Origin of the sequence: Pseudalkalibacillus sp. JSM 102089 (assembly GCF_041366475.1) — a bacterium.
Lineage (GTDB): Bacteria > Bacillota > Bacilli > Bacillales > Guptibacillaceae > Guptibacillus > Guptibacillus hwajinpoensis_B.
In genome coordinates, this window is record NZ_JBEWYW010000003.1 from 436,425 (window position 1) to 451,539 (window position 15,115).

Genomic DNA, 15,115 nt, shown 5'->3' on the forward strand with positions numbered 1-15,115 from the left:
CATAAGGCTAGAGATACATTCTCTAGCCTTTTTTTCGTTTATTATTTATACTATCCCTCGTCTGGAGGTAAAAAACCTTCTTGAGAAATATAAATGGCGCTTTCAGGAAAAAAGGCCTGTAATCTCTTCTTTATTTTCAAATAGGCTTTACGTTGATACCAATCTTCTAGGCCCGCGTCTTCAAAGAGCTTACGAATGCCAAGCTGCTCTGTTCTTTTTCCACCGCTCCCATCACCCATGAAAAAGTCATCTAGCGTGAGGCGATCCGTTACTTCAGCTAACTTCTTAGGGAAATGTTCAGAACACGGGAGAAGTGGCGCCACTGCCGCTTGTACAGGAATACCGTTTGCTCGTAACGTTTGTAGCGCCTTTAACCTTGCTGCAATTGGCGGTGCTGATGGCGCAAAAATTTTGCGCACTGAATCAAGGTCTGTTTCTACTGTCATACTGACCAGAACCTTTTTGCCGAATTTTTTTAACAAATCAATATCTCTAGTGACGAGTGGAGAGCGGGTTTGAAGAAATAGAAAATCAGGCATTTCTTCTACCATAGCTTCAAGTAATCTTCTTGTTAAATTAGTCTTAAATTCAATAGGCTGATAAGGATCTGTCGAAGAAGACATAAAAATCGATACTTCTCCTTTTTTCCGAGCTTTCGGGATCTCTTTTTTCACAAGATCCACAGCATTTTCTTTAATATCTACCCATTCTCCCCAATCCTCTTCCCTAAAAAGGGCAATCGGCATTCTTCTGACATAGCAATACGAACAACCGAAGGCACATCCAGCGTAAGGGTTCAGAGTGTGACTATATCCATTAAGAAATCCACTACCTTTTGTTAAAATAGACCGAGATGTTCGCTTCTTAATTGAAGGCTGCAATGGCTATCCCTCCTTCTTCCATTAGTGTACCACAAACCGAACATACATTCGATTATTACGAATAATTTTTCACTAAGCGGGCACGGTAAAGGTGAAAGGTGGTATAAATTGATGAAGCGTACTGTAAGCTGTCTCCTTTTCTTACTTCTTCTTTTACCAATTCATACTTATGCAGCTGGTCCGATTCAGCTCATTCAAGGAAAGTGTCCAACTTCACTAGATCAATCGGCATCAAAAAAAGGCCTTACAATGAAAGCTACAACGATTCTTTCAGGGTTAATGGCCAACACTCCGGGTACAAATTCATGGCAGATCATTAGCATGTCACCTTTAAAAAAGAAGTCACCCTATTACGCGCCAGCCGTTAAAACCTGTGAAAAAAAAGTCGCAAACCACACTTACCTCATTGATGTCCTCGTAACAAAGAAATCTTCTCAGCTCCCCGTACGCATGCACCTTTTTGCTTCTAAAGAGGAAAAGGGTTGGAAAGTTTGGGGACTAACTACTTACTAAATGTGTATATTTTCTTTTACATCGCACATACTACTCAAGCGTGTAAGCTAGCCGTCAGGATCTATGACACGCTACCATCCCACACTCTTATTTCACACTCGGAAAATAAGAGTATAGCCCGATCAGGACGCTGATCGGGCTTAATTCATGCTTTTCTCAATAAATTGTTTAAATATTTCTGTTTCCTCCGAAAGATGTTGATAGACCATGTATGTGTGAACCTCAGGCAGTTTGATTTCTACAGTATCCACTTGAAGAATTCTCCCTTCAAATACCTCACGCCGAACAGATGACCATGGTAAAAAAGAGAACCCAAGCCCTTCCTCAATAAATCGCTTTGTAATGTGTACTTGCGATACCACCATCGTTCGAACACCTTCATATTTAGAACGTAGCTCAACTAAAAGATCTTCCCAATAATCAGGATGATTATGCGTGAGTAACGTTGATCTCAAACAAAACTCACTTAAAGATAAAGGCAGACTCGTTTCCGCATCTCCCCCATCGTGTGGCACAACTAAAACAATCGGATCGGCTCCAATTTGTTCATTTTTCACATATGCCTGCAAAGATTTCATTCTTGAAAGACCGAAATCTGCATCATTCTTGGTGATCATCTCTCCAATTTCATTAGACTCACTTACTTTTACAACGACCTCAATCGATGGATAAGCTTTCATAAATTGCTGAAGGACGTTAGGTAGAACCGTAGCAGCAATTAAAGGGGATACAGCAATCGACAACTTTCGATGGTACCCCTGCCTCCACCCGTTCATATGACGTAAGCTTGTCTCATACTGTTCAACTAACTCCCTCGCATGCGGAAGGAATTGTCTTCCTGCTTCAGAGAGCATCACTCTTCTACCGCTCTTCATAAATAGCTTACTGCCAATCTGCTTTTCAAGTTGTTGAATGTGAACCGTAACAGTAGGTTGAGCAAGATAGAGTTTTTCCGATGTTTCCCTGAAATTTTCATACGAAGCAGCTGTGACAAATGTTTTCAACCAGTTTAGATTCATTCTTATCACCCTTATTGATAGCGTTTCTCTATTAATTATTTAGTAATTATTTATTAGTCATAATCATATCGAATCGATACACTAGATACAAGACGAATGAAATGGAGTTGAGTTTATGATTCATGCCGGATTAGAAGGAATCATTGCGGCTGATTCCAATATCAGCCTTGTAGACGGAGAGAACGGTTTGCTTGTCTATCGAGGACACTGGGCAAAAGAAATTGCGAAAGAAAAATCATTCGAAGAAGCCGCCTACTTCCTATGGAATGGTTCATTTCCTACTGAAAAACAGCTAACTGCTTTCACCTCCGCACTTGGTGAAGCAAGACACTTATCACCAAACCAGAAGGAAATCATAAATCGTTTACCTGAAAAAATGGAGATGATGAGCGTTATTCGAACGGTCTTATCTTCCATGGGAGATCACTCATATCAGTTCCCAGCGACACAGGAACAGGGAATTCACCTACTGAGTATCGTTCCAACTATTATTGCCTATCGCTACCGCACTCAAAATGGATTATCTCAGATCGAGCCAGACGTAACGTTGTCTCACGTTGGGAACTATTTATATATGTTGACAGGAGAACGTCCTCAGGAAAATCACATTAAAGCGTTAACTGCCTACTTCATTTTAACGATGGAGCATGGATTAAACGCCTCTACCTTTACAGCTAGGGTGATTTCATCAACTGAAAGTGATCTCGCATCAGCTATTACAGGTGCTATCGGCGCTATGAAAGGACCTCTTCATGGCGGGGCGCCAACTGGGGTTATTGATTTATTAGAAGAAATTAAGCGTGACGGCGATGCTGAAAAAGTATTGCGACGTAAACTTGAAAATCGTGAGAAGTTAATGGGCTTTGGACATCGGGTTTATAAAACGCGCGATCCCCGTGCCGCCGCTTTAAGCGAGATTACATCAAATTTCTATGACGATGCTGAGTTTAAACTTGCACATGAAGTAGAAGACACGGCCGTACGCCTTCTCCAGGAGTACAAACCTGACCGAAAACTTTATGCGAATGTGGAGTACTATGCAGCGGCCATCTTAAGAGCAATCGAGCTACCAACAGAACTGTTTACCCCAACATTTACAGCAGCCAGAACGGCAGGTTGGATCGCACACGTGTACGAGCAAAATGACAATAACCGAATCATCCGCCCATCTTCTGTTTATAGCGGAGAAATGCCTGAGTAAGCGGGGGTGCGGGTTCTGCGGTCGGCGCAGGTGCCTGTCACCCGCGCTATATGTCGAACCACTCCTCCGCTGGAAGTTTATTGGCCAAACCAAAAAAGCTGTCGGAGTATCCTCCGGCAGCTTTTCATTATACTTTATAAGGTATCGGATCTACCGCTCCAGCTTCTTCAAAGCCTTTCAGACGCAGACGACAGCTATCACACTCGCCGCATGCTTCTACTTCACCATTGTAGCAAGATGTCGTTAGTTCATAAGGAACGCTTAAACGTAAGCCTTCACTAACCGTATCTGCTTTCGTCAAGTTAATTAACGGAGTATCAATCTTCATTTCACTACCTGTTGCTCCAGCTTTTGTAGCTAGATTAACCGTTTCATTCATGCTTTCAATAAACTCTGGTCGGCAATCCGGGTATCCACTGTAGTCAACGGCAGATACACCGATGTAGATCGCTTCAGCTCCAATCACTTCTGCATATGCAGAGGCAAGAGAAAGAAAGATCATATTACGAGCTGGCACGTAAGTAACTGGAATTTCATCTTCATCCATATCTGTTGGTACATCAATGGAATCATCCGTAAGGGCACTGCCCCCAATTTGATTTAGAAAACTAATGTTCACAATGCGATGATCGGGCGCATTGTAATATTCCGCTACTTTCTTCGCCTGCTCTACTTCTCGGTTATGCTTTTGGCCGTAGTGGAATGTAATCGGATAAAGCTCATAGCCTTTTTCCTTCGCGATTCCCATGCATGTTGTACTATCTAAACCACCGCTCAATACAATCACTGCTTTTTTATTCACGTTACACACCTCTTCTATTAGGATCCCAAATAATCTTATGAAGCTGCATACTTAGCTTCACTTTGCTTAGTCCTGCTTCTAGAATTTTTTCAACAAGTTTGTGTGGAGGCATCGTTTCCCACACTGGACTATACAATACCTGACCTTTTTGATGATTTTCTGAGACAACTTCAGTCGCTACTGTGAAATCTTCATCAGAGCCGATCACGAACTTAATTTCATCTTGTGTATCAAGAAGTTTAAAGTTCTCGTGAAGCATGCGATGCTGTTCACCAGAATCAGGCAGCTTATAGTCCATCACAAAACGAACTTTCTCCTGCCAGGCTTCATCGCCTTTTCGAACCGCTTCATATGGCGTAAGATCAATCGCTCCGTTCGTTTCGATATGAATGTCTTCAATATGCGGAAGATCTACCATCGCTTGAATAAGCGCCATTGATTTCTCACGATGAATTAACGGCTCCCCACCTGTAAAACAGATGTGACGGCTATTATATTGTTTGATTTGATCAATAATTGAGGCAATTGAACCTGTGTATTCTGCTTTATCCGGTGCATAGCTATAAGGCGTGTCACACCAGCTACAGCGCAAGTTACAGTGAAAGACGCGTACGAATACTGTTGGAAAACCAGCGCGCGTTCCCTCTCCTTCTACTGTCTCAAATACCTCCACCATCGGTAATTCCCACTTCATATATTCGGATTGTTCCGGTAGCACCCATTTACTCATTTTCTTCCATCCATTCCCGCTTCAGCGTTGCGTAGCTTGTTGGTGTTTCATAGAGAACTAGTTCTTCGATGCGCTGACCAAGATCTTTCATATTGCGCTCAGTCAGAGCTTGATCTAACTGCTCCCACATCCAAACAATCATATTTTCAGCTGTCGTGTTCATGTTCGGAAGCACTTCATTTAAATAATGATGATCCAATTTCGAATCAATCACTTCTTTAAACAGGGTTTTAATTTCACCAAAATCAACTGAAATGCCGATTTCATTCACAAATCCGCTAATTGTGATGACCACTTTATACGTATGACCATGCATGCTTTTGCACTTACCTTCGTAGCAGTGCAAATGATGCGCAGCATCAAATGTAAATTCCTTTGTTACCGCTACTCGTTTATGATGATACTTTAATTCGCTTTTCTGAATATCTTCTCCAAGTACTTCAACTTTCTTTGGAATCATAAAAGACATAAAAAAAGCCCCCTTCTTTATTCAGTAAGGGAGACGCATGAAAAACCCCATCTCCAATCAGAGAACTGGGCTACACTTTTCACGGTCCCTAGTTTTGTTTTACGAGAGGAGGGAATTACGAACTCTCCAACTTGATAATAATATCATAACACGTCATATTAGAAAAGGAGACGTATGCTTAAGCTCTTCTATTGAAGGAAAATACCGCGTTTGGAATTTAGGAAATAGTGGTAAAATTAACATCAGATGAGGAGGTGATTTGATGATGTCTAATAGTGGTGGCATGGATGGATTTGGCATGCTTTTTGGATTATTTGGTTTTCTATATATGGTCATTATTTTATTTATCGTTGTATTAACGATCGTATTCTTATTTAAAGCGATGAGCTATATGAAAAGAAAGAACGCTGCTGATCAAGAGCAGAATGAATTGCTCAGACAGTTACTTTCCAAACAAACGTCTTCAAGTATTTCAACAAGCAAAGAGGATCCCACTTCCTATTAATACATAACGCCGTCCTCAGTGAGGACGGCGTTCCTAATTATCCCTTTGAATTGTGACGGTTAACAAACCGTTCGATTCGCTTAACAGCTTCCTGCAAAGAATCGATTGACGTTGCGTAAGAACAGCGCACATAGCCTTCTCCACCAGCACCAAAGACATGCCCTGGCACAACAGCGACCTGCTCTTCTTCTAATAACTTTTCAGCAAATTCATCTGATGTCATCCCAGTTGCCTGTACGGATGGAAATGCGTAGAATGCACCACCTGGCATATGACAGGAAAGTCCGATGTTGTTAAATGCTTTAACAAGAAAGTTTCTTCGCTGACGATAGCTTTTCTTCATTCTCTCAAGATCGTCTCTTCCACTTTTCAAAGCTTCGAGTGCCCCGTGCTGAGCGATTGTCGGCGCACACATCATTGTATATTGATGGATTTTCAACATCGCCGCAATGATTTCTTCAGGACCCGTCACGTAACCAAGTCTCCAACCTGTCATAGCAAATGCCTTCGAGAAACCTGAAATAAGAATTGTACGCTCTTTCATGCCATCAGCTCGGACAATGCTATAATGCGTCTCATCATACGTTAATTCCGCATAGATCTCATCCGAAAGTACGAGTAGGTCATGTTCTTCAATGATGTCTGTTACGTTTTTCAATTCCGCTTCAGACATTGTGGCACCAGTAGGGTTACTCGGGAAACACAGAAGGATCGCTTTTGTTCGCTTCGTAATCACTTTTTCAAGCGACTCACGCGTTATTTTAAACTCGTCCTCTGCCTTTGTTTCCAAAGAGACAGGTTTCCCACCTGCGAGCGTTACAGCTGGTGAATAAGCAACAAAGCCTGGTTCGACAATAATAACCTCATCACCCGGATCAATCACCGCTCGAAAAGCCAGATCAATCGCCTGACTCGCTCCAACAGTTAATATGATTTGTGATTCAGCTGAATAGCTCAGTGAAAATTGTTCATCTAAGTAAGACGAAATTTCTTCCCTTAGCTCTAGCAGACCTGCATTTGCCGTATAAGCAGTATAGCCGCTTTCAAGTGAAGCGTAGCCCGCTTCACATACATTCCACGGTGTAACAAAATCTGGCTCACCAACACCAAGTGAAATAACATTATCCATTTGGGAAGCAAGATCAAAGAATTTTCGGATACCTGAAGGTTTTAATTGAGAAGCTGTTTTAGAAATATACTGCTGTTGAACTTCCTTCATGGTGACACCACAATCCGCTTATCCTTCTGTTCCGGTTCAAAAATCACACCGTCGTGTTTATATTTTTTAAGTAAGAAATGCGTTGTTGTCGACAAAACTGAATCAAGTGTTGAAAGCTTGTTAGAAACAAAGAAAGCAACTTCCTTCATTGTTTTCCCTTCGATCTGAACAGACAAATCAAACGCTCCTGACATTAAGTACACTGCTTTCACTTCCGGAAAACGATAAATACGCTCAGCAATCTCATCAAAGCCAACATCTCTTTTTGGGGTTACCTTCACATCAATCATGGCTGCAACACCGTCTTTGCCAGAAGTTTTATCCCAATTAATAACGGATGAATAGCTTAAAATAATATCCTGTTCTTCAAGTTTCTTAATGATTTTCTCTACTTCTTCAACTGATAATTCAACCATATCAGCTAAAACATCCATTGGTACACGTGCATTATCCTCTAAAATTTCTAGGATTTCGATTTCTTTTTCATTCACTGTAATGCCCCCTGCTTTCCATCTATTTCATTTACTATATCATTCTTCTACTTTTATTTCATTTTGTTATTTGCACTGAAGGGTATTCCTACACACCTACCACAATTTTCTCGATATCCCCATTTTCCTTTAACCAATCGGTCAATCGTTCGATATCATATGAAAAAATCCGATCGCAGTCTATTTCTCGAACAATGCCTCTTCCTGCTTCATATATTTTTTTCGTTTTTGGTGCAAGCTTCGTGGGATCTCGATAGGTAATTCCTTGCATTGCACAAATCGCTTCAATTGCTAGAATTCTTCTCACATTTGTTGTGATTTGGGCAGCGTGACGAGAACCAATCGTTCCCATACTAACGTGATCCTCCTGATTGGCTGAGGATGGAATAGAATCAACTGAAGCCGGATGGGCAAGGGTTTTGTTTTCTGAGACAAGAGATGCTGCTGCGTATTGCATAATCATTGCGCCTGATTGTAACCCTGGTTTGGGACTTAAGAATGCAGGAAGATCATTCAATTGCGGGTTCACGAGTCGTTCAATACGACGTTCTGCAATACTCCCAAATTCAGCCATCGCAATCGAAAGAAAATCCATTGCTAGGGCAATGGGCTGTCCATGAAAATTCCCTCCAGATAGTACTTTCGCGCCCCCATCAAAAATAAGTGGGTTGTCCGTGGCCGCGTTCATTTCAATTTCAAGTTTTTCTTTTACATAAGCAAGGGCTTGCCAGGAAGCACCATGAACTTGAGGAATACATCTGAGGGAATAAGCATCCTGAACCCTTATCTCTCCTTGCCTCGTTGTTAACTGACTCCCTTTTAATAGCTTTCTTAACCTTCTAGCCACATCCACTTGTTCTGGGTAACCTCTAACCATATGAATGTCCTCATCGAAGGCGTCTGTAATAGCTCTCAAGGCTTCTAATGTAAGAGATGAGATACCATCCGCTTCATAGGCGAGTTTTTCTGCTTCAAGATAAGTGACAGCGCCCATCGCCGTCATTGCCTGTGTGCCATTAATAAGCGCAAGACCTTCCTTAGCGGTTAATTTAATCGGTTCGATTCCTTTCTCTTTCATTGGAACAGTCGCGTTTTCTCGCTTTCCCCGGTAGAATACCTCTCCTTCACCTAATAACGGAAGAACAAGATGAGCTAAAGGGGCCAGGTCACCGCTTGCTCCAAGTGATCCTTGCTGAGGTACAACTGGTAGAATTTCTTCGTTGGCATAAAGCAATAGTCTTTCAATCACTTCACGCCTAATCCCTGAAAATCCTTTCAGTAAAGCATTCGCTCGAAGCAAAAGCATAGCTTTTGATACAAGAGGTGGAAAGGGTTCACCGATACCACATGCATGGGAATAAATAAGGTTCAACTGAAGCTGATCAACATCTGAAGTTTGAATATGGACATCACTTAACTTGCCAAATCCTGTTGTAATACCGTACACTGTCTCCCCGTTTGCAACAATCGTTTCCACTGCTTTTCTGTTTTGATCAACACGCTTTAGACTCTCTTTCGAACAGCTAGCACGCGCACCGTTAAATAAAAGCTTTCTAAGATTATTTAATGATAACTGATAACCATCGAGTAAAATCATTTACTACCACTCCTCTACCATATTATTTAAGTAAAGGTACATAAAAAACTCGTTTTAAAAATCGAATCGATTTTTAAAACGAGTTTTTTTATTCCTATATTGTGTGTAATTGCTCATGAGCCCTTCACACCTTTCCTCAATCAATGATTCCTGATTCTCCAATATTCACTTTAACATCAATCGTTACAGGAACATCAGGATATCGGTCATACCATTTTTTAAAATCAAAATTTCTAGTCTGACTACGAGCATGATCACCGATTGAGAAAGGATCTATCCCTAATTCTTGAAATTTCTTAACCATCTCATCACCATGCGCTTTCACTTTACGTTCAAGCGCTTTTGCAATTTCTTGTTTTGTCTCTTTACTCAACTTATCCCCTGTGTACTCTACAATATTTCCATTTAACTTAATTGATATGTTTACTGAAGGATTGGTATTCCCATTTTTCACCTTATACTTTACTTTTGATTTGATCTTTTGTAGATTGGCATACTCTCCATCTGGAAGTTCTAACTCATATAAACCTGCGCTAAAACTTTTATTAATCAATGCGAACATAAACATTTCGTCCAAGTTCAGTTTTCCAACCATTTTCTCATCTTCAAACAAAGCTAAACCAGTTATTTTTACTTCAGTCTTTTCCTTCTTAAGTATAGGAACGACTGGATCCATCCCATCGCCATAATATTTATAATCAAACAAGTGAATATTATTTTGTGGCATATTTCCATACTCAATCGATTGTTTAATAAGATTCTGTAGAAATGGACCGATTCCCTGTAAATATTGAAACTCATTTTTGATGAGTTCGCCTGCACTCCCTTCTACTACACCAACATAAATGAGACGACCGGCTGCTGGGTCTCTTAGAAAACTATCTAGCACATCTATGATTCCCTCTTCAGCCATATCTTCACTAAATAACAATACCGCCATCTTCCCTATCGAAATGGGCTTAGGTAAACCGCTTAATTGATTGCGAAGTCCTTTACTCGTATATGCTTCAGCTTCAAATGATCTTGTCTCAACTTCTTGATTTGGATCAAACGTTTGGAGAGAGATCGTTCCTTTGATTTTTTCTTCTTCTCCCTTGTCATAGCCAACGATAAATAGGATAGGCACTTCATCAATTATTTCTTCTGCTACACATCCTGTCAGAAGCATACAAAGGAGCATTAAGCTGCAATATTTCATGTTCGCCTTTTCACTCTCCTCCAAATCATGCTGTATAGGAAAATAAATGGAATATAAAAGTAATACACGTAGGTTCCTATTATAGAAGTTATCGTATTAAGATAGTCCACCTGGTCACGATTCGTAACCATCACACATGCTGTAAAAACAAACGCAATCAAAATGAAAACAAAGTACTTTTGTTTTATATGTAACACCTTTTTTCCAACTCGACTTGCTCCCCACATCGTTAAGCATATATTAGGAAAAACAACGAAACACCAGAATGTAATTCCAATATACTCAAACCGCTCTACAAATGGTAACTCTACAACTTTCCACGCAATCAACGTAGACCATATAGACTGCTGAAGTTGCCCCTCACTATAAAATGCAAGCGAAACTACCATAACCATTGTATAAATCAATGTTGTTAATAAAACGCCCATGTGCGCCCATATGCGAGAGCTTTTCGGATTTTTCAAGAATGGATAAGCGAGAAGTAAGATATCTATTCCAACATAGCTTAGCGTCATCTGCCTTGTTCCAAGAGCAAATTCCTGTAATGTATGATCCATAATGGGAAACAAATTGCTAAATGTAGAGAATTTCAGAGGAGCCGTTGCCGTAAATACTAACCAAATTGGGATGATCACTCCAAAGAAACAGATTCCTGCTACCGTTCGAAATCCCCCAGCAAGCACATAATACGTTAACAACAAATACATTCCTACAGGTATCCAAGTGGCTAGTTCAGGAAACATCCAGGCCTGAATGACTTCTATAAACGTACGAAGAATAACAATCGTCCCTAACAGTAAATACATCATTAGTGCAATGTTAAAAAACGATCCAATCCACTTCCCAAACCACTTATTATGAAGGTCAATAATGTCGTAAGAACCATCACTAAGAATTCGATACATCATCCATATGAACACATGAAAAACAACACCCGTAATAATAACGACAATCCAGGCATCATTTCCTGCATAAGCCGCGATATATCTAGGAAAGCCTAGTATCCCAACTCCCACCTGATTACTGTGAATAATAAACATGATCAGGAAGGGAGATATAAGAAGATCATTTCGCTTGCTCTGTTCCATGCAACTCACCCTCTACTGCTCATCGAAATCCAGATGATGCTTTTGGCGTTTTTTCTTATCCTCAAATCGTTTCGTCTGTTTCCCTCGAAAAAATTGAAATCTGTTTTTTTGCATGACATAAGGTAAACGAAAGAAAGAATCGTACCAATCTTTTACCCTCGGAGGATAAAGCGGTGCGAGATATGGGTTTCCAAATGACGTTAACCTGATCATATGCGTTAGAATAAATAGTCCAAACAGCGCTACACCGATTAAGCCAAGAAATTGTGCGAACACAATTAAAGGATAGCGTAAAAAACGAATCGTATTAGTCATGCGATATACTGGTGTTGTAAAAGAAGCAAGAGCTGATAAGGCAACCAAAATCAACAGAATATTACTAGTTAATGAAGCCTCAACGGCAGCCGTTCCAATTACAATACCTCCTACAATACCGAGTGTTTGCCCAACCTTCGTCGGCATCCTTGCCCCCGCCTCTCGTAACAAATCGATTGTCACTTCAAGAAAAAACACTTCAATGACAGGAGAGAAAGGGATGTCACTCCTTGATGAAATTAACGTTGCTAATAACTTAGAAGGAAATAATTCATAATGATACGTTAAAACTGCAACGTACAAAGGAGTAGCGATAATCGACGCTAGAATGGCAATCATACGGACGACACGAAAAAAGGAAGCAATATTCCATCCAAGATAGTAATCTTCAAAGGAAACTAACAATTGACCAAAATTGATGGGGCCAATTAAAGCATTAGAAGAGCCTTCTGTTAAGATTGCAAATGCACCAAAATTCATATGTCCTGTAATACGATCCGTTCGTTCCGTATCAATCATTTGCGGAAAAACAGACAGAGAATTGTCTTCTAACATCTGACCAATAAAAGAAGAATCGGAAATGATGTCAAAATCAAGATCTTCGAGACGCTGCATAACCGTATTAATATTCTGTTCACTAGCCACACCCTCAATAAAGGCAACGACAACTTTCGTTTTACTTATCGTTCCAACGGTAATCTCTTTCATTCTCAATCTTGGATGCGGGATTCTTCTACGAATTAAATTCATATTTGTATGAAGATCTTCGACTAGACCTTCTTTCGGTCCCATCACACTAAATTCAATTTCAGGAGCAGATAAATCTCTTGATTTGCGAAGACTAATGTTTACAAGGAGAACCTTTTGACCTCGTGAAAGTTGGATGGCAAGATAACCTTCTAACAACCGTTCTTGGATGACTGATAGCTCTGATGAAATCTCAATATTCTCGATTGGAAGAATGCCTTTTAAGTCTTCAAGTGATTTTGACTTACATTCTTTAATCACTGGCAATATGTCACGGTGTAGCTGTTCAGAATCAACAAGCGACGCAAAATAGATTAACCGATAAGGCTGATCGCTCGCTTTATTTTCATATGCCACAAAATCGATCGATTGTTTAAGGTCTTTTATCATTTCCTCTAACGTAGATGGCTTTTCAGAAGCGCCTTTCTTAAACCATTTCACATGAATCAGCTCCGCACTTAGCATTCTCTTCCAATTAGCATGCGCATTTCTTGTCCTCTTATCCATCAAAAAAAGATCAGGCGCATATATAGCACCAGACCTTTTTATCACGTTCTTTCTCTATAAACACTTAGCACCTTTTGGCGCTGTACTTTATGATCCACCGTTGGAAGTGGGTAATCTTTCCCAATGACACAGTTATTTTCCTTTTGCTCTTCTTCAGTCATTTTTGATGGTTGATGGATATACTTCTTAGGCACATCTTTTAACTCTTCAACGTACTTCTTAATATAAACACCGTCCGGATCAAATCGTTCTGCCTGAGTCGTCGGATTAAAGATACGGAAATAAGGGACAGCATCTGTACCAGTTGAAGATGCCCACTGCCACCCTCCAGTATTGGAAGACTCATCATAATCAATCAGCTTTTCCTCAAAGTAACGCTCACCAAGTCTCCAATCGATAAGGTAATCTTTTGTAAGAAATGAAGCTGTAATCATACGAAGTCGATTATGCATCCAGCCTTCCTGATTTAGTTGCCTCATTCCAGCATCAACGATTGGAAAGCCGGTTTTACCCTCTTTCCACTTCTGCAATTTTTCTTCATCGTCATTCCACGGAATGCCTCGATATTTGGACTGAAATTCACGTTCTCGAAATTCAGGAAACTCCGAATGAACCATTCCATAAAAATCACGCCAGGAAAGTTCCTGAATAAACGTTTCTGCCCCTTTATGATCATATTCCGCTACCATATGAAAAAGGGTACGGACAGAGAGAGCACCTGTTTTTAAATACGGTGATAACTTACTTGTCCCCACAAGTGAAGGAACATCTCGATGATTGTCATAATCCTTGATTCTTTCCTTTACAAAACGCTTCGCCCGTTGAGTTGCACTCTTTTCACCAATCGCTTGCCAATTTGCTTCACACTTATTTAAAATGTTTGCAAATTCGGCTTCAGATTCAGGGTCAAGTGTAAGATCTAACGAATGAGCATACTTCTTAATCTTCTTAAAATCATTCTGAATGACTGGTGGCTTTCTTAGCGTGCGCCATTGCTTATAATAGGGCGTAAATATCTTATACATCGTATCATCATGTTTCCTAACTTCTTTGGAACCATGAAGGTAGTAATCTTTATAAGAAAATACTTTAATACCCTTCTCTTTCAGCAAGTCACTCACTTCACTATCGCGCCTCGCTCCATATCCTGCTTCATCTTCATTAAAGAAAATGGCCGTTACCTTTAAACGAGCCGTTACCTTATCAAATACGTCTTTTGGAGTGCCATAGCTAATTTGAAAGGGAAGTTTCTCATTTTTACAGCGTTCTTGAAATTCAGCCACCGTCTGAAAGAAATAATCGTGGTGGAGATTGATTGTATTCGTAAAATGGGGATCAAGCTGGAAAAGCCCTACCCAGTTAGCATCATTTTCTTCACAATAGGCGATAGCCTTTTCAAGAGCAGTTTGGTCGTTGAAACGAAAATCCCGTCTAAACCAAACGATAACGATTTCACTCATCACATTCACCTCTACCATCATTTTAGTTCGAAGAAGAGATGGTTTACAGTTTGAATGTGCTATAGATACGAACTAACGATACTGTAGCTACTAAATAAGTGATCTACCTATAAGACAAATGAATAATTTGTTCGAATCTCTTAAAAGCTATATGTAACACTTTAATTATTAACAAAATAATTTCGCGAACGTGAATAAAAAACATACAAAAAAGCGAGAAACCATTTGGTCTCTCGCTTTTCTTCATTGCCCAGCGACGTCCTACTCTTGCAGGGGGAGATCCCCCAACTACCATCGGCGCTGAAGAGCTTAACTTCCGTGTTCGGCATGGGAACGGGTGTGACCTCTTCGCCATCATCACTAGACTAACAGG

At 40.3% G+C, this 15,115-nt stretch carries 15 protein-coding genes and 1 rRNA gene; 3 read left to right on the plus strand and 13 right to left on the minus strand.

Annotation, left to right across the window (positions count from 1 at the left end; all coding sequences use genetic code 11):
• Positions 1 to 50 precede the first annotated feature (50 nt).
• The gene (locus ABVF21_RS10560) at positions 51 to 881 is read right to left on the minus strand and encodes an SPL family radical SAM protein (protein ID WP_371018185.1); all 831 of its coding nucleotides are present in this window, start codon (positions 879 to 881) and stop codon (positions 51 to 53) included.
• Between the two features lie 111 nt (positions 882 to 992).
• Here ABVF21_RS10560 and ABVF21_RS10565 point away from each other — a divergent pair, with 111 nt between their 5' ends.
• Positions 993 to 1,394 carry a hypothetical protein gene (locus ABVF21_RS10565; RefSeq protein WP_303530428.1) on the plus strand — a complete coding sequence of 134 codons (402 nt, stop codon included), beginning with the start codon at positions 993 to 995 and terminating at the stop codon, positions 1,392 to 1,394.
• Between the two features lie 140 nt (positions 1,395 to 1,534).
• Here the strand turns inward: ABVF21_RS10565 and ABVF21_RS10570 are convergent, their stop codons facing one another.
• On the minus strand, positions 1,535 to 2,413 hold the full coding sequence (locus ABVF21_RS10570; protein WP_303530429.1) for a LysR family transcriptional regulator: 879 nt from the start codon (positions 2,411 to 2,413) through the stop codon (positions 1,535 to 1,537).
• 115 nt (positions 2,414 to 2,528) lie between these two features.
• Between ABVF21_RS10570 and ABVF21_RS10575 the strand changes: the two genes are divergently transcribed.
• Positions 2,529 to 3,614 carry a citrate synthase/methylcitrate synthase gene (locus ABVF21_RS10575; protein ID WP_303530430.1) on the plus strand — a complete coding sequence of 362 codons (1,086 nt, stop codon included), beginning with the start codon at positions 2,529 to 2,531 and terminating at the stop codon, positions 3,612 to 3,614.
• Positions 3,615 to 3,741: 127 nt separating this feature from the next.
• Here ABVF21_RS10575 and queC read toward each other — a convergent pair whose 3' ends face one another.
• From queC to queD, 3 genes are read right to left on the minus strand one after another with little or no spacing between them, the layout of a single operon-like run.
• Positions 3,742 to 4,416, minus strand: a complete 675-nt coding sequence (queC, locus tag ABVF21_RS10580; RefSeq protein WP_303530431.1) for a 7-cyano-7-deazaguanine synthase QueC — start codon at positions 4,414 to 4,416, stop codon at positions 3,742 to 3,744.
• Position 4,417: 1 nt separating this feature from the next.
• Entirely contained in the window at positions 4,418 to 5,146 is a 729-nt protein-coding gene (locus tag ABVF21_RS10585) for a 7-carboxy-7-deazaguanine synthase QueE (protein WP_371018186.1), read from the minus strand.
• Positions 5,139 to 5,615, minus strand: coding sequence for a 6-carboxytetrahydropterin synthase QueD (gene queD / locus ABVF21_RS10590; RefSeq protein WP_226616375.1), 477 nt, complete (start codon positions 5,613 to 5,615; stop codon positions 5,139 to 5,141). The genes ABVF21_RS10585 and queD overlap by 8 nt, the downstream gene beginning before the upstream one ends.
• A 262-nt stretch (positions 5,616 to 5,877) precedes the next feature.
• Between queD and ABVF21_RS10595 the strand changes: the two genes are divergently transcribed.
• The gene (locus ABVF21_RS10595; protein ID WP_194220326.1) at positions 5,878 to 6,120 is read left to right on the plus strand and encodes a hypothetical protein; all 243 of its coding nucleotides are present in this window, start codon (positions 5,878 to 5,880) and stop codon (positions 6,118 to 6,120) included.
• A gap of 37 nt (positions 6,121 to 6,157) precedes the next feature.
• On the opposite strand, the gene ABVF21_RS10600 is transcribed toward ABVF21_RS10595, so the two are convergent.
• The 8 genes from ABVF21_RS10600 to rrf form a co-directional block, all read right to left on the minus strand.
• A complete protein-coding gene (locus tag ABVF21_RS10600) occupies positions 6,158 to 7,339 on the minus strand; it encodes an aminotransferase (protein WP_371018187.1) in 1,182 nt (393 codons plus the stop codon).
• Positions 7,336 to 7,836 (minus strand): Lrp/AsnC family transcriptional regulator, encoded by a 501-nt coding sequence (locus ABVF21_RS10605; RefSeq protein ID WP_194222199.1) that lies wholly within the window; start codon positions 7,834 to 7,836, stop codon positions 7,336 to 7,338. The genes ABVF21_RS10600 and ABVF21_RS10605 overlap by 4 nt, the downstream gene beginning before the upstream one ends.
• Before the next feature lie 82 nt (positions 7,837 to 7,918).
• Positions 7,919 to 9,427: a histidine ammonia-lyase gene (gene hutH, locus ABVF21_RS10610; protein WP_303530438.1), complete on the minus strand. Its 1,509-nt coding sequence runs from the start codon at positions 9,425 to 9,427 to the stop codon at positions 7,919 to 7,921.
• Positions 9,428 to 9,563: 136 nt separating this feature from the next.
• Positions 9,564 to 10,625 carry a Ger(x)C family spore germination protein gene (locus tag ABVF21_RS10615; protein ID WP_303530439.1) on the minus strand — a complete coding sequence of 354 codons (1,062 nt, stop codon included), beginning with the start codon at positions 10,623 to 10,625 and terminating at the stop codon, positions 9,564 to 9,566.
• Entirely contained in the window at positions 10,622 to 11,713 is a 1,092-nt protein-coding gene (locus ABVF21_RS10620; RefSeq protein WP_303530440.1) for a GerAB/ArcD/ProY family transporter, read from the minus strand. The genes ABVF21_RS10615 and ABVF21_RS10620 overlap by 4 nt, the downstream gene beginning before the upstream one ends.
• Positions 11,714 to 11,725: 12 nt before the next feature.
• On the minus strand, positions 11,726 to 13,216 hold the full coding sequence (locus tag ABVF21_RS10625; RefSeq protein WP_242057329.1) for a spore germination protein: 1,491 nt from the start codon (positions 13,214 to 13,216) through the stop codon (positions 11,726 to 11,728).
• Positions 13,217 to 13,323: 107 nt separating this feature from the next.
• A complete protein-coding gene (locus ABVF21_RS10630; protein ID WP_371018188.1) occupies positions 13,324 to 14,742 on the minus strand; it encodes a cryptochrome/photolyase family protein in 1,419 nt (472 codons plus the stop codon).
• A gap of 248 nt (positions 14,743 to 14,990) precedes the next feature.
• Positions 14,991 to 15,107, minus strand: a 5S ribosomal RNA gene (rrf, locus tag ABVF21_RS10635).
• Positions 15,108 to 15,115 lie beyond the last annotated feature (8 nt).

Coding starts and splice junctions, on each gene's coding strand:
- ABVF21_RS10630 (WP_371018188.1), bottom strand. CDS start 14,742: ATGAGTGAAATCGTTATCGTTTGGTTTAGACGGGATTTTCGTTTCAAC.
- ABVF21_RS10565 (WP_303530428.1), top strand. CDS start 993: ATGAAGCGTACTGTAAGCTGTCTCCTTTTCTTACTTCTTCTTTTACCA.
- ABVF21_RS10570 (WP_303530429.1), bottom strand. CDS start 2,413: ATGAATCTAAACTGGTTGAAAACATTTGTCACAGCTGCTTCGTATGAA.
- ABVF21_RS10575 (WP_303530430.1), top strand. CDS start 2,529: ATGATTCATGCCGGATTAGAAGGAATCATTGCGGCTGATTCCAATATC.
- ABVF21_RS10585 (WP_371018186.1), bottom strand. CDS start 5,146: ATGAGTAAATGGGTGCTACCGGAACAATCCGAATATATGAAGTGGGAA.
- ABVF21_RS10620 (WP_303530440.1), bottom strand. CDS start 11,713: ATGGAACAGAGCAAGCGAAATGATCTTCTTATATCTCCCTTCCTGATC.
- ABVF21_RS10615 (WP_303530439.1), bottom strand. CDS start 10,625: ATGAAATATTGCAGCTTAATGCTCCTTTGTATGCTTCTGACAGGATGT.
- ABVF21_RS10600 (WP_371018187.1), bottom strand. CDS start 7,339: ATGAAGGAAGTTCAACAGCAGTATATTTCTAAAACAGCTTCTCAATTA.
- queD (WP_226616375.1), bottom strand. CDS start 5,615: ATGTCTTTTATGATTCCAAAGAAAGTTGAAGTACTTGGAGAAGATATT.
- ABVF21_RS10595 (WP_194220326.1), top strand. CDS start 5,878: ATGATGTCTAATAGTGGTGGCATGGATGGATTTGGCATGCTTTTTGGA.
- hutH (WP_303530438.1), bottom strand. CDS start 9,427: ATGATTTTACTCGATGGTTATCAGTTATCATTAAATAATCTTAGAAAG.